Annotated in this window: 14 protein-coding genes; 2 read left to right on the top strand and 12 right to left on the bottom strand. The window is 63.9% G+C overall.

Features of this window, described 5'->3' with window-relative positions:
• Positions 1–242: 242 nt before the first annotated feature.
• The 3 genes from pssA to HDIA_RS11880 form a co-directional block, all read right to left on the bottom strand.
• Positions 243–1,145, bottom strand: coding sequence for a CDP-diacylglycerol--serine O-phosphatidyltransferase (gene pssA, locus HDIA_RS11890; RefSeq protein WP_099556360.1), 903 nt, complete (start codon positions 1,143–1,145; stop codon positions 243–245).
• A 4-nt stretch (positions 1,146–1,149) separates the two neighbouring features.
• Positions 1,150–1,851 carry a phosphatidylserine decarboxylase gene (locus tag HDIA_RS11885; RefSeq protein WP_099556359.1) on the bottom strand — a complete coding sequence of 234 codons (702 nt, stop codon included), beginning with the start codon at positions 1,849–1,851 and terminating at the stop codon, positions 1,150–1,152.
• Between the two features lie 272 nt (positions 1,852–2,123).
• Positions 2,124–4,037 (bottom strand): ABCB family ABC transporter ATP-binding protein/permease, encoded by a 1,914-nt coding sequence (locus tag HDIA_RS11880; protein WP_099556358.1) that lies wholly within the window; start codon positions 4,035–4,037, stop codon positions 2,124–2,126.
• A gap of 192 nt (positions 4,038–4,229) precedes the next feature.
• Here HDIA_RS11880 and HDIA_RS11875 point away from each other — a divergent pair, with 192 nt between their 5' ends.
• Positions 4,230–4,892 (top strand): ceramidase domain-containing protein, encoded by a 663-nt coding sequence (locus HDIA_RS11875; RefSeq protein WP_099556357.1) that lies wholly within the window; start codon positions 4,230–4,232, stop codon positions 4,890–4,892.
• 6 nt (positions 4,893–4,898) lie between these two features.
• Here the strand turns inward: HDIA_RS11875 and cysG are convergent, their stop codons facing one another.
• From cysG to HDIA_RS11830, 9 genes are all read right to left on the bottom strand, one after another.
• Positions 4,899–6,380 carry a siroheme synthase CysG gene (gene cysG / locus HDIA_RS11870; protein WP_099556356.1) on the bottom strand — a complete coding sequence of 494 codons (1,482 nt, stop codon included), beginning with the start codon at positions 6,378–6,380 and terminating at the stop codon, positions 4,899–4,901.
• Positions 6,352–9,018 (bottom strand): nitrate reductase, encoded by a 2,667-nt coding sequence (locus tag HDIA_RS11865; RefSeq protein WP_425432948.1) that lies wholly within the window; start codon positions 9,016–9,018, stop codon positions 6,352–6,354. Before HDIA_RS11865 ends, cysG begins: the two co-directional genes overlap by 29 nt.
• 127 nt (positions 9,019–9,145) lie before the next feature.
• Entirely contained in the window at positions 9,146–9,499 is a 354-nt protein-coding gene (nirD, locus tag HDIA_RS11860; RefSeq protein WP_099556355.1) for a nitrite reductase small subunit NirD, read from the bottom strand.
• Complete coding sequence (nirB, locus tag HDIA_RS11855; protein ID WP_099556354.1) at positions 9,496–11,940, bottom strand: nitrite reductase large subunit NirB; 2,445 nt, start codon at positions 11,938–11,940, stop codon at positions 9,496–9,498. The genes nirD and nirB overlap by 4 nt, the downstream gene beginning before the upstream one ends.
• An 11-nt stretch (positions 11,941–11,951) precedes the next feature.
• Positions 11,952–12,884: a GAF domain-containing protein gene (locus HDIA_RS11850; RefSeq protein ID WP_099556353.1), complete on the bottom strand. Its 933-nt coding sequence runs from the start codon at positions 12,882–12,884 to the stop codon at positions 11,952–11,954.
• Positions 12,884–14,599 (bottom strand): ABC transporter ATP-binding protein, encoded by a 1,716-nt coding sequence (locus HDIA_RS11845; RefSeq protein ID WP_099556352.1) that lies wholly within the window; start codon positions 14,597–14,599, stop codon positions 12,884–12,886. The genes HDIA_RS11850 and HDIA_RS11845 overlap by 1 nt, the downstream gene beginning before the upstream one ends.
• A 28-nt stretch (positions 14,600–14,627) precedes the next feature.
• Positions 14,628–15,713 carry an ABC transporter permease gene (locus HDIA_RS11840; protein WP_099556351.1) on the bottom strand — a complete coding sequence of 362 codons (1,086 nt, stop codon included), beginning with the start codon at positions 15,711–15,713 and terminating at the stop codon, positions 14,628–14,630.
• Between the two features lie 113 nt (positions 15,714–15,826).
• Positions 15,827–17,161 (bottom strand): CmpA/NrtA family ABC transporter substrate-binding protein, encoded by a 1,335-nt coding sequence (locus tag HDIA_RS11835; RefSeq protein ID WP_245884288.1) that lies wholly within the window; start codon positions 17,159–17,161, stop codon positions 15,827–15,829.
• A 583-nt stretch (positions 17,162–17,744) separates the two neighbouring features.
• Positions 17,745–18,404 (bottom strand): invasion associated locus B family protein, encoded by a 660-nt coding sequence (locus HDIA_RS11830; protein WP_197708133.1) that lies wholly within the window; start codon positions 18,402–18,404, stop codon positions 17,745–17,747.
• Between the two features lie 393 nt (positions 18,405–18,797).
• Here HDIA_RS11830 and HDIA_RS11825 point away from each other — a divergent pair, with 393 nt between their 5' ends.
• Positions 18,798–20,579, top strand: a complete 1,782-nt coding sequence (locus HDIA_RS11825; protein WP_245884248.1) for an extracellular solute-binding protein — start codon at positions 18,798–18,800, stop codon at positions 20,577–20,579.
• Positions 20,580–20,609 lie beyond the last annotated feature (30 nt).

Below are 20,609 nucleotides of genomic sequence, written 5' to 3'. Positions count from 1 at the left end.
CGCTTTTCTTGCCGGACGCCGGACAGTGCTGTCCCTGTCGTCCGTTCCCCGTGCAGCATCTTGCTCGCCGAAGCGGATCAGCCACGACCCGTCTTCGCTAACGCCGGACCGCCCGATTTTGAACGGATGGACGTCAGGTTCATGTCACCGGATTGATTTGTCCACAAATAAAACCGCTTCTCGACGTCTTCGCAACGCGATCTGAGCGCCGGCGGTGAAAGTCATTCCGACACCGGTGCGTTTCAACGCGCCTTGTCGTCTTCCGGCGGACCGTCGAAATCTTCGTCAATCGCGTCATCGCCGAGATCGCCGATGACATCCTCGTCGACGACGCCATGCAGGCTGGACAACCTGTTCCAGGCCCTCCAGCCGAGCGGAATGCAGGCCAGATAGATCACGGTGACGATGGCCAGCATCTCGAAGGGGAAATTGACCGTGAGGCCGGCAAGAAGAACGAAGAGCACGAAGAGCGGCACGACGAGGTCACGCCGGATGCCGCCCATCTTCTTGCCGGAAAAGGTCGGCACGCGGCTGACCATCAGGACGCCGATGAGGATGACATAGGCGGCGACGAGGGGAGCGGCGATCGCCGGCGGCACGAAGATGCGGTCGACCTGCGCCAGCGTCACGGGCAGAAGAACGGCAATGGCTCCGGCCGGTGCGGGCACACCGACGAAGAAATTCGCCTGCCAGGCGGGCTTGTCGTCCGATAGCAGCATGACGTTGAAGCGTGCCAGGCGAAGCGCGGCGGCAATGGCAAAGAGCAATGCGGCGATCCAGCCGAAGGAGCGCACGTCATGCAGCGACCAGCTGTAGAGAACGAGCGCGGGCGCGCAGCCGAAGCTGACGAAATCCGACAGCGAATCGAGTTCCGCGCCAAAGCGCGACGTCGCTTTCAGGAACCGGGCAATGCGGCCATCGAGACCGTCGAGAAGCGCTGCGAGTACGATGGCGCCAACCGCTTGCTCGTATCGTCCTTCGAATGCCATCCGTATGGCGGTGAGGCCAAGGCATAGAGCCAGCAACGTGATGAGGTTGGGCACCACCAGACGAATGGGAAGCCGGCCGCGTCCCCGGCGGCGCCGGCGGTCTGCCTCGTCCTTGTCCTTGTCGAACGGGTCGAAGGGCGGAAAGAAACTGGACATCGTTCTACCCTATCCGCACGACGGGCATGGGATCGCGGCCCGAGAGCGAGGCAAGCACCGATTCCCCCGCATAGACCTTCTGACCGACGGCAACCCGCGCGCCGGCAGCCGTCGGCAGGTAGACATCGACCCGCGATCCGAAGCGGATGAGACCGAAGCGGTCGCCCATGACCAGGCTGTCGCCCTCGCGCGAGAACATGACGATGCGCCGTGCGATCAGTCCGGCGATCTGCACGACGCCGATCTGCCTGCCGTCTTCCATGGTGACGACGATGCCGTTGCGCTCGTTGTCCTCGCTGGCCTTGTCGAGTTCGGCGTTGAGGAACTTGCCGGCCTTGTAGGCAACGCGGGTGATCCGGCCGCTCACGGGAGTCCGGTTCACATGGACGTCGAACACGTTCATGAAGACGCAGATGCGCAGGAGCGGCACGTCGCCGAGATTGAGCTCCTTCGGCGGCGTGGCAAGGCCGATATCCGAAATGCGCCCGTCGGCGGGGCTGATGACGAGATCGGGCGCCACCGGCGTCACGCGGATGGGGTCGCGGAAGAACAGCGCGCACCATATGGTCAGCGCAAGGCCGATCCAGAACAGCGGTCCGATGAACCACCCGAGAATGAGCGTCAGGACAGCGAAGATCGCAATGAAGCGATGGCCTTCCGGATGGATCGGCGGAATCGCGTTCTTGATGGACTGAGCGACGGACATTGGCCCCTGTATTCTCCCCTGCGCAGCACTGCCGGCGACGTTCGTCACCGGACACCGCGTACGGCCCCTTGTCCGAGGCCGATTTTCGAGTTCCGCCACGTTTGGCACGTCGCGGGCCGGCTCTCAAGGCTGCAATGCAACAAACCGCCAGCAAATGAGGCCGACGGTTTGTTGTTGGGCACCCGGCAGGTGGGCCTGTCCCGCGACTGGAGCCATGCTGTGCGGATGGACGAGGCGCCGATCCGGGGCTCGGGTCTGGGGCTCGAGTCCGGTTATTCCGAAATGGCGAGGTCTTCGGCCCGCGCGCCGCGGGTGATGATGCCGAGATCGTCGTGCTCCCGCGCCGCCCTCAACCGGTCCTCGGCCTCCGCCGCCTCGCGCTGGCGGTTCCACATCGTGGCGTAGAGCCCGCCTTTGGCGATCAGTGCCATATGCGTTCCGCGCTCGGCGATCTGGCCCTTCTCCAGGACAATGATCTCGTCGGCATTGACGACGGTCGAAAGCCGGTGGGCGATCACCAGAGTCGTGCGGTTCTCGCTGACCCGGTCGAGTGCCGACTGGATCTCGCGTTCGGTGTTCGTGTCGAGGGCGGACGTTGCCTCGTCGAGGATCAGGATCGGCGGCGATTTCAGGATCGTGCGGGCGATCGCAACGCGCTGCTTTTCGCCGCCCGAGAGCTTGAGGCCGCGTTCGCCGACCATCGCCTTGTAGCCCTGCGGAAGGCTCTCGATGAAATGGCCGATCTGGGCCATTTCAGCAGCCTTGTAGACCTCTTCTTCCGTCGCGTCCGGGCGGCCGTAGCGGATGTTGTAGAAGATCGTGTCGTTGAAGAGGACCGTGTCCTGCGGCACCATGCCGATCGCCGTGCGCAACGACTGCTGCGTCACGTCCCGCACATCCTGCCCGTCAATCATGACGCGTCCGCTTGTGACATCGTAGAAGCGGAAAAGAAGGCGCGACATGGTCGACTTGCCGGCACCCGACGGGCCGACGATCGCCACCGTCTTGCCGGCCGGAACCTCGAAGGAAACGCCCTTCAGGATGACCCGGTCCGGATCGTAGGCGAAGACCACATTATCGAAAGTGACGGTGCCGCCGTTCACCTTCAGCGGCACCGCATTGGGACTGTCTACGATTTCCGCCGGCTGATCGAGAAGCTGGAACATCTGCTCGATGTCGGCGATGGACTGCCGGATCTCGCGATAGAGCATGCCGATGAAATTGAGCGGGATGGCGAGCTGCATGAGCAGCGAATTGATGAGGACGAAATCGCCCAGTGTCTGAGTTCCATTCAGCACTGCCTGGGCCGACATGGCCATGCAGATGGTCATGCCCACACTGAAGATGATCGTCTGGCCGTTGTTGAGGCGCGCCAGCGATGTGTTCGTCTCGGTCGCGGCCTTCTCGTAGATGGCCATCGATTCATCGAAACGATGGGCCTCCATCGTCTCGTTGCCGAAATACTTGACCGTTTCGAAATTGAGCAGCGAGTCGATCGCCTTGGTGTTCGCTTCGGTGTCGGCCGCGTTCATCCGGCGCCGAATAGTGATGCGCGCATTCGTCACCTTCACCGAGTACCAGACATAAAGCCAAAGCGTCACCGCGACGACGACGAGATAGATCCAGTTGAACTGCCACCAGATGACCGCCGCGACAAAGGCGAATTCGATGGCCGTCGGCAGCGCGCCGAGGATCGTGAAGCGGGTAATGGTCTCGATACCCTTCACGCCGCGCTCGATGACTCGCGACAGGCCGCCGGTCCGTCTTTGCAGATGGAAGCGCAGCGAGAGCTGGTGCAGGTGCACGAAGGTCTTGAACGCAAGGGTGCGCACCGCGTGCTGGCTGACCTTGGCGAAGATCGCGTCACGAAGCTGATTGAAGGCGTTGAGCAAGATCCGTCCGACGCCATAGGCAGCAACGAGCATCACGGGGGCCGAGACCATCAGGATGGTCTGCGTCTGCTGGTCCATGCCTCCCGGCGTCAGAGCATCCGTCGCCCACTTGTAGGTGTAGGGAACGAGGACGGTGACAATCTTGGCGATGATCAGGGCGGCGAAGGAGAGGACGACGCGGACCTTCAGATCCGTCCGGTTCGACGGCCAGATATAGGGCCAGAGATTGCGGATGGTCTCGATCAGCGTTCCTTCGTCGGCGTTCACCTTGGCGGTGGTCTTGCCTTCGGCCATTCGGCTTGTCCCTCAAAAGAAGTTCCGCGAGTGCCCATGTGCTCGCCTCAGAACCCGAGGGGCATGCATGACAACGACATTCTGATGAAATGCGGATACGTGAGATTGGATTTGTTCCAGCATATGGACTTGGGCGCGAGATTTATCAACCCGGCGTGACCGGGACATGATGGAGAGAGGATTCCGGGGGACATGGATCTTTGGCAGCCCGTTGACATCTATTGCGAGCGGCTCGGGCCCGGATTCTGGGCCGAACCGCTCAATGCCCTGTCGAACCTGTCCTTCGTCCTGGCGGGGCTCCTCGGCCTCTGGCTCAACGCGCGGCATGCGCGCGACGGCTTCGTTGCCCTTCTTTCAGCCGGCGTCATCGTGGTCGGTATCGGATCGTTTCTCTTTCACACCTTTGCCAATCGGCTCACCGGTCTTGCCGACGTGATTCCGATCTGGAGCTTCGTGGTCCTCTATATCGTCTTTGCGCTCCGGCGCTTTTTCGGCCAGTCGTGGCTCCGCGTCGCCCGCACCATGGCGATCGCCATCGTCGTGGCCTTTGGCGTCATGGCCATCGTGCCGGGAGACGGTTCCGGGACATTGAACGGCAGCCTGCAGTATCTACCGGCGATCCTCGGTCTCGTCGTCTTCTCGGCCGCACTCAGCCTCGCCCGGCATGCCGCCGCGCGCTATATCCTTGCGGCGACGGCCATTTTCCTTGTCTCACTCGCCTTTCGAACGGTCGACATTGCCGTTTGTGAGGATTGGCCGCTCGGCACGCATGTCTTCTGGCACCTGCTCAACGGCACGATGCTGGGCGTGCTGCTCGTCGCAGCCGCGCGGCATGGCGTCAAAGCAAGAGCCTGACGGGTGTCAGTGACTGGAACTGCCGGTCAGGGCGCGATCGGAGACATCGGAGGACAGCTCCTGCGCACTGGTGCGCCGGAAGACGGCCCCTATTCCGAGCAAGAGCGGCGCTTCTGGCGGAGCGATCTGGCCATCGGCGAGATCGTCGAGCGTCATGTGGCGCAGGCGCTGGTCGGGACGGGAAATGGCCTCGGCGACCACGACGGGCGTCGACGGCGAGCGGCCTTCCGAAATCAGTCGGTTGGCGAGGTCACGCGAGGTTCTGCCGCCCATATAGACGACGAGCGTCGTTTCCGGATCGGCGAGCCCCTTCCAGTCGAGCTTTTCGGGAAGCCGGCCGTCGCGGGCATGGCCGGTGACGAAGCGAACCGAATGGGCAAGGTCACGGTGGGTGAGGGAAATGCCGAGGGTGGAGGCGAGCGCGATGCCCGCCGTGATTCCCGGCACGACGTCCACCGGAATACCGGCGTCCGACAGCTCCGCAATCTCCTCGCCGGCGCGGCCGAAGATCATCGGGTCGCCTGACTTGAGGCGCACCACGTGGCGTCCCTGGCGCGCGAGAGTCACCATCAGGTCGTTGATGTCCTCCTGACGGCAGGAGGCGCGCCCTCCCCGCTTGCCGACGAGCATGCGCTTGGCTTCGCGGCGGGCAAGTTCCAGCACGTCGTCGGAAACGAGGTCGTCGAAGAGGATGACGTCGGCCGACTGCAGGGCGCGAACGGCCTTGATGGTCAGGAACTCGGCATCGCCCGGCCCCGCGCCCACGATGGTGACGCGCCCGCCGCCGTGGGGGGCTTCGTTCGTTGCCGCGTCCAGCAAGGACGACACCAGGGCGTCGCTCTCCTCTGGTGGAGCGGCTCCAAAGGAACGTTCGGCGAAGGCTTCCCAGAACTTGCGCCGTTGGGCACCCGGCTGCAATGCGCTGGTGACGCCTTCGCGCACGCGGGCGGCGAGTCCGGCCCAGAGCGCAAGCGTTTGCGGGATGAGGGTTTCGATACGGCGGCGGATCGCCTGTCCGAGAATCGGCGCTGCGCCATCGGTCGAGATGCCGATGACGACCGGCGAGCGGTTGACGATGGAGCCAAACTGGAAGGAGCAGAATTCCGGCCTGTCGATGACGTTCCACGGAACGCCAGCCGCTTGGGCCGCCTCGACAAAGGCGGCAGCTTCCTCGTCGGTCTCGGCATCGCAGATCGCAATGCGGGCGCCGTTCAACGTTTCGCCGGACCAATGCTGGCCGGCGTGAACGAGCGAACCGGCCGCTGCGCCAATGCGCAGCAGCGAGGCCATTTCGTCCTCAAGGGATTCGGCATAGACCTCGACGCGTGCACCTGCGGCGGCCAGCAGTTCCGCCTTCCATGCCGCGGCGGCCGATCCACCGACGACAACGGCGCGCTGGCCCCTGAGGCCAAGGAAAACCGGCAGCGTCGCCAACGGCCCCATGCGGGCGGGCGCAGCCTCAGCCGGTCTTCTGGACGCAACACGCATCAATCAATCTCCCGATCTCGCTCCGGCAGGAGCCACAATTCGTTCCAGCTCTCAAGGCCTTGCCTACAGCATCGACCGTCATCGCCGTTCCGGCAAGGATCGCCTCGGTGATCGTGTTCACACCCACATCGAAGCAGGAACAGACGATCGCGCCCTTGTCCGGTTCCTCGGCTCCTGCTCGTCCGGCGAGAAGCTTCAGGCGGTCGCGCGGGTCCATCGCATCGGCTGAAAGACGATCAACCAGATAGCTGCGCGAGGCGGCCACCGGTTCCGGCCCGACAAAGAGCGCCGCAACGAGGACGCCGTTGCGGAAAACGGCATGACGGCTGACGTGCCTTGTCCGGTCATGATAGGCCAGCCGCTCATCGCCGGGAAGTGGCGCAATCAGCGCATCGAACAAGGCGTCGACCGCAAGAGTCTCGTCACGCCCGGCAAGTTCGAGGCGATATCCGCCCCTCGACCGCCCAAGTGCGAAATAATCGGCCGGGATCGTCTCCGGGCGATCCCGCAGCACCGCGAAGCCATACCACCGCGCGGCATAGGGCCTCGTGTTGACGGCCGTCGCCTTGAGGCCCGGCTGCCCTGATATGGGGTCCGTCGGCGGCGCGACAACCGCATCGATGCGTCCCTTCGCTGAGTTTTGCCCGGTCCAGTGCATTGGAACGAAGACACTCCCCTTGCGCTGACGCTCCGTGACGAGGGCGCGCACGACCGCGCGTCCGTAGCGGCTCGTCACCTCGACGAGGCCGGCAGGCAGAATGCCGAGGCGATCCGCGTCGACGGGATTGAGTTCGGCGAAGGGCTCGGCGATGTGGGACGTGAGCCGGGCCGCCTTTCCGGTGCGCGTCATGGTGTGCCACTGATCGCGAACGCGGCCGGTGTTCAGCAGCATGTCGAAGCCGGCATCGAGTGCCAGCGGCTTGACCTCGGTCGGAATGAATCGCGCCTTGCGATCGGGCGTATAGAAGCGGCCCGCCGAGAAGAAGCGCTTGTCTTCGCTGGCTTGTGCCGTCGGCTCGCCTGCCCTGAACGGCCACTGGACGGGCAGCATTTCGTCGAAGGCCTTGTCGTCAATGTCGACAAGGCCGGAGAGATCGAAGTCGCGGTTTCCCTCGTTCTCGAAACCGGAGAGCGCGGCATGCTCGCGGAAGACGTCGGCCGGTCGCTCGTAGGCAAAGGCGCTGGCAAAGCCCATGCGACAGGCGACCTCGGTCAGAATCCACCAGTCGCCCCTCGCCTCGCCCGGTGCGTCCAGAAAGGCGCGCTGGCGCGAGACACGGCGCTCGGAGTTGGTGACCGTGCCGTCCTTCTCGCCCCAGCCGAGGGCCGGCAGGAGCACGTCGGCATATTTCGTCGCGTCGGTCTGCTTCATGACTTCAGTGACGACCACGAAGGGGCAAAGTTCCAGCGCCCTTGCCACCTCGTCGGCGTTGGGAAGGCTGTCGACGGGGTTGGTGGCCATGATCCACACGGCCTTGACGCTGCCGTCGGCCACAGCCTTGAACAGGTCCACGGCCTTGAGGCCCGGCTCGTGTGCAAGGGCCGGCGCCTGCCAGAAGCGGCCGACGCGGTCGTGGTCGTCAGGATTGCCGATGTCCATGTGGGCGGCAAGCTGGTTGGCAAGACCTCCGACCTCGCGCCCGCCCATGGCGTTCGGCTGGCCCGTGATCGAGAACGGCCCCATGCCCTCGCGCCCGATCCGGCCCGTCAGCAGGTGGCAGTTGATGATGGCGTTGACCTTGTCCGTGCCGGTCACCGACTGGTTGACGCCTTGGCTGTAGACGGTCACGACCTTCTCGGTACCGGCGAAGAGGTCGAAGAAGGCGTCAAGGTCGGCGCGCGACAGGCCGGTGTCGGCCTCCAGGTCCGCACTGCGCCCGGCAGCGACGTTGAGCGCCTCGGTAAGGCCGACGGTGTGGTCGGCGACATAGGCACTGTCGACGGCGCCCGCCCGCGTCAGATGGACGAGCAATCCGTTGAAGAGCGCGACATCGCCGCCGGGGGCGATGGAAAGGTGGAGATCCGCGATTTCCGAGGTCGCCGTCCGGCGCGGATCGACGGTCACGACCTTCATGTCCGGCCGCTTGTCCTTGGCGGCCGCGATGCGCTGGAAGACGACCGGATGGCACCAGGCGAGATTGGAGCCGACGAGCACGACGAGATCCGCAGCTTCCAGATCCGTATAGGTGCCCGGAACCGTGTCGCTGCCGAAGGCGCGCTTGTGGCCGGCGACGGAGGACGCCATGCAAAGGCGCGAATTGGTGTCGATGTTGCCGGAGCCGATGAAGCCCTTCATCAGCTTGTTGGCGACGTAATAATCCTCCGTCAGGAACTGGCCGGAGCCATAGAAGGCGACCGAGTCCGGTCCATGCTCCCGGATCGTCTCGGCGAATTTGCCGGCGACCAGGTCGAGCGCCTCGTCCCACGAGGCCCTGATGCCGCCGACCTCCGGGTGCAGCAGCCGGTCATCCAGCGACAGCGTTTCGGCCAGTGCGGAGCCTTTGGAGCAGAGCCTGCCGAAATTGGCCGGGTGATCCGGATCGCCCTTCACCGACACCGAGCCGCCCTCGTCGACGGTCGCGATCACGCCGCAGCCGACGCCGCAATAGGGACAGGTCGTCCTGGTGACGGTCTCCACGACCGCGGGGGCGGACGGAACGGCATAGGCATCAGGTTCACGCTTCATGGGCTGATGTCCGGTTCGGCTTGCGGTTCGACAATCGTTCTCGGCGGCGAAGGGATCGACGCTTTCGTGTTCCGTCACGTCACGCAGCGTCCTTGCGGGCCAGAAGCGCGGCAAGGTCGAGCAGAAGGCGGTCGCCCTCGCCCACTTCCACCGGAATCGTCCGAACGCAGCCCTCGTCCGCACCCTGCGCCTCGCCGGTCTCCAGGCTGATGACCCAGTTGTGCAGCGGACAGGTCACGAAATGACCGTGGACGATGCCTTCCGAGAGCGGGCCGCCGCGATGCGGACAGCGGTTCTCGATGGCGAAAATCCGGTCGTCCAGCGTGCGGAAGACGCCGATTTCGGTCTCCGCCAGCTTGACGACACGCGCGCCGCGCGCCGGGATGTCGTCGACGTGTCCAACATCCGTCAAAGACTTGATGGGGGCGTTCATTCGGCAGCCTCCGCGTATGGGATCGTGGCAAGGGGAGCGAATTCGTGCGAGTCGTGGCCGGCAACGCGGGCCGCCCACGGGTCTTCCTGGAAGAACTGCTGGCTGTAGACGAAGCGTTCGGCGAGCGCCTTGCGGCGCGGCTCGTCGCCGACGATCTGCTCGCGGACCGCGTCAAAACCGATGCGCTTGGCCCACTTGTAGATGCGCTCCAGGTAATGGCCCTGCTCGCGGTAGAGCTGGACGAGGGCCATGACGTATTCCATCGCCTCTGCTTCCGTGTCGACATGACAGAGCACTTCTGTGCCCTTGATCTCCAGGCCTGCGGCGCCGGCGAAATGAAGGTCGTAGCCACTGTCGACGCAGATCACGCCGATGTCCTTGCAGGTCGCCTCGGCGCAATTGCGCGGGCAGCCGGAAACCGCCAGCTTCACCTTGGCCGGCGTCCAGGAGCCCCATAGCGCCTTTTCCAGCTTGACGCCGAGGCCGGTGGAATCCTGGGTTCCGAAGCGACACCATTCCTTGCCGACGCAGGTCTTCACCGTGCGCAGACCCTTGGCATAGGCGTGGCCGGAGACCATGCCCGCCGCGTTGAGGTCGGCCCAGACGGCGGGAAGGTCTTCCTTCTTGATGCCGAGCAGATCGATGCGCTGGCCGCCCGTCACCTTCACCGTCGGGATGTTGAACTTGTCCGCGACGTCGGCGATGGCCCGAAGTTCCTTGGCCGACGTCAGTCCGCCCCACATGCGCGGGACGACCGAATAGGTGCCGTCCTTCTGGATGTTGGCGTGGACGCGCTCGTTGATAAAGCGCGACTGCTGGTCGTCGATGGCCTCGCCCGGCCAGCTCGCGATCATGTAGTAGTTCAGCGCCGGACGGCACTTGGCGCAGCCGCAGGAGGTCTTCCAGCCAAGTTCCTGCATCACTGCGGGGATGGACTTCAGCTCCTTGGCGACGATCAGGTGGCGGACATCGTCGTGGCCGAGATCCGTGCACTTGCACATGGGCGTGACGGCGGATGCCTTGAAGGCATCGCCAAGGGTGACCGAGAGAAGCTGCTCCACCAGTCCGGTGCAGGTTCCGCAGGAGGCCGAGGCCTTCGTGTGGGTCCGGACGTCATCGACGGACGTGAGGCCCTTGGAGGCAATCGCCTCGACGATCGTTCCCTTGCACACGCCGTTGCAGCCGCAGATCTCCGAACTATCCGGCAAGGCTGCAACGGCCGCCGTAGGGTCGAGGGGGGTGCCTCCCTGGAACGCCGGGCCGAAGATCAGGGTCTCGCGCATTTCCGAGACGGAGGACCCATCGCGGATCAGGTCGAAGAACCAGTTGCTGTCGGCCGTGTCGCCATACATGACCGCGCCGATCAGGCGGTCGTCCTCGATGACGAGGCGCTTGTAGACGCCGCGCGACGGATCGCGGAGGACGATATCCTCGCGCCCGTTGCCTTCGGCGAAGTCGCCGGCGCTGAAGAGGTCGCAACCCGTGACCTTGAGCTTGGTGGAGAGTTCCTTGACGACGAAGGCGCCGTCTTCACCGAGAAGGCTCCTGGCCAGCACCCTGGCCTGATCGTAGAGCGGAGCAACCAGACCGAAGAGCGTGCCGTTGAATTCGACGCACTCGCCGACGGCGTAGATGTCGGGATCGGAGGTGCGCATCTGGGCGTCGACCACGATCGCCCGGCCGACCTGCAGGCCCGCCTCCTTGGCAACCTGAACCGACGGGCGGATGCCGACGGCCATGACGACCAGATCCGCCTTGAGTTCGGTGCCGTCCTCGAGGACCACACCCTCGACGCGGTTGGAACCGAGGATGGCCTTGGTCGAGGCGCGGGTGATCACGTCGATGCCGCGCTTTTCCAGATCCTTCTGCAGCAGATAGCCGGCGGATTCGTCCAGCTGACGCTCCATCAGATGCCCGGCGAGGTGCAGTACCGTCACGTCCATGCCGCGCAGCCGCAAGCCCGCGGCGGCTTCGAGACCCAGCAGGCCGCCGCCGATGACGACGGCCTTCCGGCCGGGTTCGCCGGAGGCCTCGATCATCGCGTTGGTGTCATCGAGATCGCGATAGGAGATGACGCCCGGCAGGTCGCGGCCTTCCAGCGGGATGATGAAGGGCACGGATCCCGTCGCGACGATCAGCTTGTCGTAGGGCACCTCGCCCTTCTCGCCGATCACCACCTTGCGGTCGCGGTCGATCCCGACAACCTTCTCGCCGAAGCGGCAGGTGACCTTGTGCTCGGCGTACCAGGCATCGTCGTGGGTGACGATCTCGTCGTAGCTCTTTTCGCCGGAGAGAACCGGGGAGAGCATGATGCGGTTGTAGTTTCCGCGCGGCTCGGCATTGAAGAGCGTGACTTCATATGCCTGCGGATCCGTCTCGAACAGATAGTCCAGTGCGCGGCCCGAAGCCATGCCGGCGCCGATAACGACCAGTTTTTGCATAGACTTCCCTTTCAGTAATACCAGGCAACCACGTGGGTGATCGCGCCGTTGCGATAGATCGGCAGGGCGACCATCGAATCGTAGCCGGCGGTCAGCGTGGCTGTGTCGAACTTGACGACGGGAATGCCGGATCCGAGCACCTGCCCGATGGCGCCCTGCCATGCCCCGACGCGTCTCTCGTTTTCGTCATCCCAGAGCGGGCCTTCGCGGGCACAGATGCCGTCGGCAAGAACGGCTTCGGCCCCGTTGCCGATTTTCGACGTATGGGCGTTCCAGAGTTCAAACCGCCGCGCGATGGGCGTGCCGCGCGCGGACAGCAGCGTCAGGACGTAAGTCTTGTCTCCGGGGACCGCGATCGGCAGGCCGAGACCCGTGGTGAGGCCGGCCTTGCCGGCGGCGTCGGCGCGGATGAAGCGATAGCCCGAGCCGAGATCGCGCATCAGCATGGGCGCGTTCGCGGCCCAGACCCCGCCCGGCAGTCCCTGCCCGCGCGGGAAATGCGTGTGCTGCGAGACCCATTCGAAATGCCTAGCGGCGCCGTAGTAGCCGTCGTCCAGCATCAGGAAGCCGTTGCTCTCGTGCCAGACTTCGATCGCTCCGGTGCGCGCGTCGTCATCGGCGCAGATCACGACGACGACGGCCTTGAGCGTTTCGCCTGCGAAGATCGGCACGGCCACGGCACTCGTCAGGCCCGCTTCCTTTGCCGCCTCGATGCGCTTGAAATAGGAGCCGTCGAATGTCTTCAGCACCACGGGACGGGCTTCGGCCCAGGCCTTGCCGGGAAGACCCTCGCCCTTGGCGAAGCTCTTCTGCTCGGAAAGCGCCGCGAATTCGCCGAGCGCACCGTAGTTGCCGCTGGACCAGACCAGGCGATCCCCATCGGGCACCCACACCTCGGTCACTTCGATGAAGGTGCGTGTGGGGCTGTCGAGCGCGATATCCATCACGCGGCCTCTCTTTCTTTCTTATTGTCTTCGACCTTTCCCGCCGGCTTCCTGGCATGCGCGCCCTGCTCGTATTCTTCCAGGAAGCTCAGGAGCTGTTCGCGGTAGAGGTAGTAGTCGGGGTGCTCGAGCAGGTCCTTGCGGGTGCGGGGATGGGGAATGTCGACGTCCATCACCTTGCCGATGCGGGCATTCGGGCCGTTGGTCATCATCACGACCTTGTCGGCCAGCAGGATGGCCTCATCGACGTCGTGGGTGACGCAGATCGCCGTGACCTTGGTGCGCTTCCAGACGTCCATCAGGACGTCCTGCAGCTCCCAGCGCGTCAGGCTGTCGAGCATGCCGAAGGGCTCGTCGAGAAGGAGGAGCTTCGGCGACAGGGCGAAGGCGCGGGCGATGCCGACGCGCTGCTTCATGCCGTTGGAAAGCTCCGAGGCGAGGCGGTGCATGGAGTCGCCGAGGCCGACGCGCTCCAGATAGTATTCGACGATGTCGCGGCGCTCGGACGGGGCTGCGTCCGGGTAGACCTTGTCGACGCCAAGGGCGACGTTCTCGCGCGCCGTCAGCCAGGGAAAGAGCGAGGGCGCCTGGAAGACGACCGCGCGCTCGGGCCCTGCCCCGTGCACCTCGCGGCCGTTCAGGACGATGCCGCCGCCGGAAATCTCGTTGAGACCGGCGACCATCGAGAGAACGGTCGACTTGCCGCAGCCGGAGTGGCCGATGAGCGAGATGAACTCGCCCTTCTTCATCTTGTGGGTGAAATCCTCCACGACGGTCAGCGGACCCTTCGGCGTCGGGTAGACCTTCTTGACCTCGAAGAACTCGCAGTAGCCGTCGACGAAGGCGGACTTGGCCGCTTCCTTGACCGCGCTCGGCAGCTCGTCGGCCTGGGTGATCGGCACGACATTCGGCAGGGTGCGGCTTTCCTCTCCCGATGCGCGCTGCATGCCGACTTCCATCAGGTATTCGGTGATGTCGTGGCGCAGGGCCTTGAATTTCGGATCGTGGTTCACGGCCGTCCGGTCGCGCGGACGCGGCAGGTCGACCTTGAACGCGGGCCCAAGCGTCGCGCCGGGGCCAGGGTTCAGCGGAATGATGCGGTCGGCAAGGAGGATCGCCTCGTCGACGTCGTTGGTGATCAGGATGACGGTCTTCTTGTCGTCTTCCCAGATGCGCTCGATCTCGTCCTGGAGCTTGGCGCGAGTGAGCGCGTCGAGTGCCGAGAGCGGCTCGTCGAGAAGCAGGATCTCCGGGCTCATGGCGAGCGCACGGGCAACCGCGACGCGCTGGCGCATGCCGCCGGAAAGCTCCGCCGGACGGCGGTCGGCCGCGTGGGAAAGGCCGACCATGTCCACGTAGCGCTTCACGCGGGCGGCGCGCTGCTGCCTGGTTTCTTTCGCGAAGACACTGTCGACGGCCAGCGCCACGTTGCCGGCAACCGTCAGCCAGGGCATCAGCGAATAGCTCTGGAAGACGACGCCGCGCTCCGGGCCGGGACCGGCGACGGGTTCGCCCTTGAAGCGGATTTCACCGACGTCCGGCTCGGCCAATCCGGCGATCATGGAGATGAGCGTCGTCTTGCCGGAACCGGAAAAGCCGACGATGGCGACGAACTCACCGTCTTCCACGGCAAGGTCGATGTTCTTCAGGACCTCGGTGCGGCGGCCGGCCTCACCGTAGCCCTTGGAAACATTCTTCAGTTCAAGAACGGGCATTGTGTCTGTCCTCGCGAAGGTGCCGGCGTCAGCGCTGGGCGGAGAAGGTGAAGGCGGCCTGCAGCGCGAGCATGATGCGGTCGAGCAGGAAGCCGATGATGCCGATGGTCAGCACGGCGACCATGATGCGAGCGAGGCTGTCGGAGGAGCCGTTCTGGAACTCGTCCCAGACGAACTTTCCAAGGCCGGGGTTCTGGGCCAGCATCTCGGCCGCGATCAGCACCATCCAGCCCACACCCAGCGAGAGACGCAGGCCGGTGAAGATCAGCGGCATGGCGGAGGGCAGCACCAGCTTCACGACGGTCTTCGACGTGGAGAGCTGCAGCACCTTGCCGACGTTGACGAGGTCCTTGTCGATCGAGGCAACGCCGAGCGCGGTGTTGATCAGGGTCGGCCACAGCGAGCAAAGCGTGACGGTGATCGCGGAGATGACCAGCGACTTCGGCATGTAGTCGGAGACGTCGGTGTAGGCGGCCGAGACGATCATGGTGACGATGGGCAGCCAGGCGAGCGGCGAGACAGGCTTGAAAATCTGGATCAGCGGATTGAGTGCGCCGTTCACGGCTGTCGACAGGCCGCAGAGGATGCCGAGCGGAACCGCGAAGAGCGTGGCGATCAGGAAGCCGAGGCCGACGGTCTTGAGGCTCGTCAGGATCTGGTCGAGATAGGTCGGCGCGCCGGTATAGGCCCGCCACTTGACCCTGTCCGCCTTGCCCTCGGCCACGAGCTTGTCGTTGCGGGTGTCCTGACGCTCGTAGAAGTCGGAGGCCTTCTGGCGCTCCCGGACATAGTCGGCATGGAGAACCTCGACCTGCTCCCAGACCTTGGCCGGGCCGGGAATGGTGCCGAGCGACGTCTGCACCGTCGGGGCGAGCAGCGCCCAGAGGCCGAGGAAGACGGCGATGCCGATGAGCGGAATGCCGGCCTGCTTCCACAGTTCGCGAAGCTGGGTCCGCGGATTGTCGCCGGCGGCGATCTTCATCAGAGGCACGAGCCAGCCGAGGCCGACGATGCCAAGGTAGGACGCGGAGCGGTTGATGCGGGTGAAGATGCGCTCACGCCGGGCCGCGCGGGCCGCCGAGCGGTCATCGATATAGTCCGTTGCGGTGGTCATGGATCCTCACCGGAGCTTGAACAGGAGCAGGGAATTTCGGAAATGGACCGGCGGCCAGGCGGCCGCCGATCCGAGTTGCCCATGCCGACAGGGGTTCGGCACGGGCTTCTGGATCAGTTGATGACGTCTTCGCCCTTGAGGCCGATATCGAACTGGGTCAGGTACTCGTTCGGCTTCTTGCCGTCGTAGGTCTTGCCGTCGATGAAGGCGCTAGTCGCCGGCTTGTAGCCGTCGGTGCCGTCGGGAAAGTCTTCCGCCGCGGCATTGCCGTCGTCGATCAGGGACGCGGCGGCCTTCATGTAGAGGTCGGGCTTGTAGACGTCGGCAGCGGTGTCGAAATACCACTGGTCGGGCTTGGCCTCGGCGATCTGGCCCCAGCGGCGCATCTGGGTCAGGTACCAGATGGCGTCCGAGTAGAAGGGATAGGTCGCGTAGTAGCGGAAGAAGACGTTGAAGTCCGGCAGGTCGCGCTTGTCGCCCTTCTCGTATTCGAAGGTGCCGGTCATCGAGTTGGCGATCACCTCGGCGTCGGCGCCGACATATTCGGGACGCGACAGGATCTCGACGGCTTCCTTGCGGTTCTCGACGCTCTCGTCGAGCCACTTGCCGGCGCGGATCAGGGCCTTGGTGATGGCAATCGCAGTGTTCGGGTTCGTCTCCACGAACTCGTCGGTCATGCCGAAGACCTTTTCCGGATTGTCCTTCCAGATTTCATAGTCGGTGATGACCGGAACGCCGATGCCCTTGAAGACGGCGGCCTGGTTCCAGGGCTCGCCGACGCAGTAGCCGTAGATCGTGCCGGCCTCGAGGGTCGAGGGCATCTGCGGCGGCGGCGTCACGGACAGGAGCGCGTCGGCCTTGATCTGGCCGGAAGTGTCGTCCGGCGAATAGAAGCCCGGGTTGATGCCGCCGGCAGCGAGCCAGTAGCGAAGCTCGTAGTTGTGGGTCGAGACGGGGAAGACCATGCCCATGTTGAAGGGCTTGCCCTCGGACTTGTACTTGTCGACGACCGGCTTCAGCGCGGCGGCCGAGATCGGGTGCTCCGGCTTGCCGTCGGCGTCCATCTTGATGTTCTTCTTCATCTCCGCCCAGACGGCGTTGGACACGGTGATGCCGTTGCCGTTGAGGTCCATGGAGAAGGGCGTGACGATGTGGGCCTTGGTGCCATAACCGATGGTGGCGGCGAGCGGCTGGCCGGCCAGCATGTGGGCGCCGTCGAGTTCGCCGTCGATCACGCGGTCGAGCAGGACCTTCCAGTTTGCCTGGGGCTCGAGCGTGACGTAGAGGCCCTCGTCCTCAAAGAAGCCCTTCTCCTTGGCGATGGCAAGCGGTGCCATGTCGGTCAGCTTGATGAAGCCGAACTTCAGCTCGTCCTTCTCGACATCCAGCATTTCGGCGTTGGCGGCGCTGACTGTCGCGATCACCGCAAGCGGCGCTGCCGCAATCATCAATCGACGCAGGGAATGGAACACGTTCATAGGCCCTCACAGTTTCGAATTCAGGTCAGGTGAAGCGGGTCGCACACCACCCGTCGTCCCGGCCGCGAGGCAACGGGACGCGATGTGATCGCGTAGCTGAAAGTTGACTGGTCTGATGTTCCGCGGCCCCGGGGCCCGACCGACACGGTTCGAATGGAACAAAAGGCACAAAAAAACGCCGCTCGTCTGACAGGCTTGCCGGCAAAGTTCCGGAACCATCAGATGACGCGACGTCGTTGTCTCGGCTAACCTCTGTCACGAGGTCGGCATAGCCTGATCGCCGTTGACCAGTTGGGTCTAACTATGCAGAGACTGTGCCAGTTCCAATCAAAGTATTTTCTTTTCTATTTTCAATATCTTATGCCAACGAACAAAACTTAGGCAGCCGCTCGCGGATTAACTTTGCTGCAATTGGCTGAGCGTTTCCTCGTCAGATGCACATTTTTTAAACCCAAGATCCCGCCCGTCGAAACTGGTCCGGCCACAAAAAGCCCGTGGAAGAGGTCTTCCACGGGCTCCTTGAAATTCGGCTGTGCCGGAGATCGATGCGGCGTCAGTTGGCAGGTTCGTTCGCCTGCTTCTGGGCGTCGATCAGCTTCTGCTGGGCTTCCTTGGCCTTGCGCTGCAATTCGTCCTGAAGCTTCTTCTGCTGCTCCTGCAGAGCGGCGGTATCCAGCGGATCGCCGTCATAGGCCGCCGTGAAGCCCGAAAGGCTCAACGGGAAGCTCACGCCCTTGCCCTGCTGGTTCAGCGTCGTGAGGACCAGGCTGTTGCCCTTCTTCATCGACGTGATGAAGGCATCGTCAATGGCCAGTTCCGCGAAACAGGCATTGGGGAAGCAGATGGTGTATTTCGCCGCGTCCTGCTTGTTCTTGTCGATCTGCACGCGAAGCCCCGGCTGGATCAGCATTCCCGGGGGCACCTGCATGAGAAGGATCTTGCGTCCCTCGTCCTTGACTTCACGCACGCCGGCCGTCGCGAGGAACTGCCCCGTTTCAGTGCGCAGTTCGCGCTGAATGAAGCAGATCACCTTCTTGGATGCCTTGTCCTCGCCACAGACCTTGATCCAGGAATTCGTGACGTCGCCGGGAGTGGCATTGTCCGACGCGGGCGCGGCAGCATCCTGCGCAAACGCAGGCAGCGCCCCGCCGAAGGGCATCGCACAACCAATCGCCGCCAGAAGCAGAGCAATCCTGTAGTTCATCCTCGTCATTTAAAGCTAATCCCTGAGGTGCCTAGGCCGACCCGAAAGCGCCGATTTCGGCGCTCATTTCCACACAAAACGAACTGCCCGTGTCCTGAACGGCAAATAGGGCGACATGGTGGCTTCGCCCTCCTCATACCTGCTGTGGACAGGAATTTGAAGGGCGGGCTTTGAGATGCGCGATATTTGTCGCTCATGGTATCCTTTTTACAAGAATCAATCGGACTGAACGAGAATGCGCAGCGACCAGCCTTCGGTGCCGGCATTCGGAACTGGCGTCGCATGGTGATGGAAAACGAACGGACGCGGAGGACGCGCAAAAGAGCAGCGCATCCTGCAGCCGTCTGTGGCGCTGTGCGGTCTTCCCTCTATTCGGCCATCGCGTCCGCGTGCCTTCTTCTGATGCCCGCTGCGGCCATGGCCGAGCCGGCGATCGGGATCGCCATGCATGGCGATCCTGCCCTTGCCGCCGGCTTCGATCACCTGCCCTACGCGGATCCGAAGGCGCCCAAGGGCGGGCGCATCACCTATGGTTTTCAGGGCACCTTCGACAGCCTCAATCCCTTCATCGTCAAGGGCAATGCGCCCCGCGGCATCTTCGATTCCATCATCGGCAACAATGTCGTCGAAAGCCTGATGACGCGTTCGGCCGACGAGCCGTTCACGCTTTACGGCCTGCTCGCAAAGACGGTCGAGGTGCCGGAGGACCGGTCGTGGATCGAGTTCCATCTCGATCCCCTCGCCCGCTTTTCCGACGGAAAGCCGGTAACGATCGACGACGTGCTCTACTCGGTGGACCTCCTGCGCGACAAGGGGCGGCCCTACTATCGTTCGCGCTTTGAGAAGATCGCCAAGGCCGAGAAGGTCGGTGCGGACGGGGTTCGCTTCACCTTCGTCGAAGGGACGGATCGGGAACTGCCGATGCTGATCGCGCTCCTGCCGGTTCTGCCCAAACACGCGACCGATCCGCAGACCTTCGAGAAGTCCTCGATGGACCAACTCGTCGGCAGCGGCCCCTACACGATCGGCGAGGTTCGGCCGGGGAGCGAAATCCGGCTCGAACGAAACCCCGACTATTGGGCGAAGGATCTTCCGGTCAAACGCGGCTTCGACAACTTCGACGAAATCCGCGTCGACTATTTTCGCGACGAGAATGCCCTCTTCGAGGCCTTCAAGAAGGGCGACGTGGACATCCGTTTCGACAACGATCCCAACAGTTGGGCACGGGCCTACGACTTTCCGGCGGCAACGGACGGGCGGATCGTCAAGGACGCGGTGGAGACCGGTGTTCCCAAGGGCATGAACGCCTTTGTCTTCAACACGCGGCGCAAGCCCTTCGACGACGAGCGCGTGCGCAAGGCGCTGATCCTGCTTTTCGATTTCGAGTGGGTGAACCACAATCTCTATTCGGACAGCTACACGCGCACAGCGTCCTTTTTCCAGGGCTCCAGCCTTTCCGCTTTCGGCACCCCGGCGAGTGAAGCGGAGAAAGCCCTGCTGGCGCCCTTCCCCGATGCCGTCGAGCCGGACGTGATGGACGGAAGCTATGCACCGCCGAAGAGCGATGGTTCTGGCCGCGACCGCAAGAACCTGAGAGCCGCGCTCGACCTCCTGAAATCGGCCGGTTTTGCCCTGAAGGGCCGGGACCTCGTCGACAGCGCGACCGGCCAGCCGTTCCGCTTCGAATTCATGGCGATGTCCAAGGAGCAGGAGCGGCTGGCGCTTGCCTACCAGTCGACCCTGAGGCTCGTCGGGATCGACATGTCGGTCAGGACGGTCGATCCGGTCCAGTTCTGGGACCGCCAGAAGACCTACGATTTCGACATGATGCAGATGCTGTGGACGGGAACGCTGTCGCCCGGCCGCGAGCAGCTTTTCCGCTGGTCGTCCGAGGCTGCGAAGACAGACGGGACGTTCAACACGGCGGGCGTTTCCAATCCCGCCGTGGACGCCATGATCGCGGCCTTCCTGCAGGCTGTCGGTCAGGACGATTTTGAAAATGCCGTTCGAGCTTTCGACCGGACGCTGATGTCGGGCCACTACGTCTTGCCGCTCTTTCACCTCAAGGACGATCGGATCGCTCACTGGGCACGCATCAAGCGGCCCGACGTGACGGCTCTGACTGGATTCCAGACGCCGACGTGGTGGTTCGACGGCGGCGCGGGCGAACAGAACAACAATTGAGAAGAACGATGGAACCGGGGCCAACAAGAC

Origin of the sequence: Hartmannibacter diazotrophicus (assembly GCF_900231165.1) — a bacterium.
In the GTDB taxonomy this organism is placed as follows: Bacteria; Pseudomonadota; Alphaproteobacteria; order Rhizobiales; family Pleomorphomonadaceae; genus Hartmannibacter; species Hartmannibacter diazotrophicus.
The sequence above is the reverse complement of the archived record's forward strand: the minus strand, read 5'-3'. Positions and strand labels throughout refer to the sequence as shown.

What these genes read in the sequence shown, in the direction of transcription:
- HDIA_RS11845 (WP_099556352.1), bottom strand. Translation starts at nt 14,599, where the DNA reads ATGCCCGTTCTTGAACTGAAGAATGTTTCCAAGGGCTACGGTGAGGCC.
- HDIA_RS11840 (WP_099556351.1), bottom strand. Translation starts at nt 15,713, where the DNA reads ATGACCACCGCAACGGACTATATCGATGACCGCTCGGCGGCCCGCGCG.
- HDIA_RS11885 (WP_099556359.1), bottom strand. Translation starts at nt 1,851, where the DNA reads ATGTCCGTCGCTCAGTCCATCAAGAACGCGATTCCGCCGATCCATCCG.
- HDIA_RS11880 (WP_099556358.1), bottom strand. Translation starts at nt 4,037, where the DNA reads ATGGCCGAAGGCAAGACCACCGCCAAGGTGAACGCCGACGAAGGAACG.
- nirB (WP_099556354.1), bottom strand. Translation starts at nt 11,940, where the DNA reads ATGCAAAAACTGGTCGTTATCGGCGCCGGCATGGCTTCGGGCCGCGCA.
- HDIA_RS11830 (WP_197708133.1), bottom strand. Translation starts at nt 18,404, where the DNA reads ATGACGAGGATGAACTACAGGATTGCTCTGCTTCTGGCGGCGATTGGT.
- cysG (WP_099556356.1), bottom strand. Translation starts at nt 6,380, where the DNA reads ATGCGTGTTGCGTCCAGAAGACCGGCTGAGGCTGCGCCCGCCCGCATG.
- HDIA_RS11835 (WP_245884288.1), bottom strand. Translation starts at nt 17,161, where the DNA reads ATGATTGCGGCAGCGCCGCTTGCGGTGATCGCGACAGTCAGCGCCGCC.
- pssA (WP_099556360.1), bottom strand. Translation starts at nt 1,145, where the DNA reads ATGTCCAGTTTCTTTCCGCCCTTCGACCCGTTCGACAAGGACAAGGAC.
- HDIA_RS11825 (WP_245884248.1), top strand. Translation starts at nt 18,798, where the DNA reads ATGCCCGCTGCGGCCATGGCCGAGCCGGCGATCGGGATCGCCATGCAT.
- HDIA_RS11850 (WP_099556353.1), bottom strand. Translation starts at nt 12,884, where the DNA reads ATGGATATCGCGCTCGACAGCCCCACACGCACCTTCATCGAAGTGACC.
- nirD (WP_099556355.1), bottom strand. Translation starts at nt 9,499, where the DNA reads ATGAACGCCCCCATCAAGTCTTTGACGGATGTTGGACACGTCGACGAC.
- HDIA_RS11875 (WP_099556357.1), top strand. Translation starts at nt 4,230, where the DNA reads ATGGATCTTTGGCAGCCCGTTGACATCTATTGCGAGCGGCTCGGGCCC.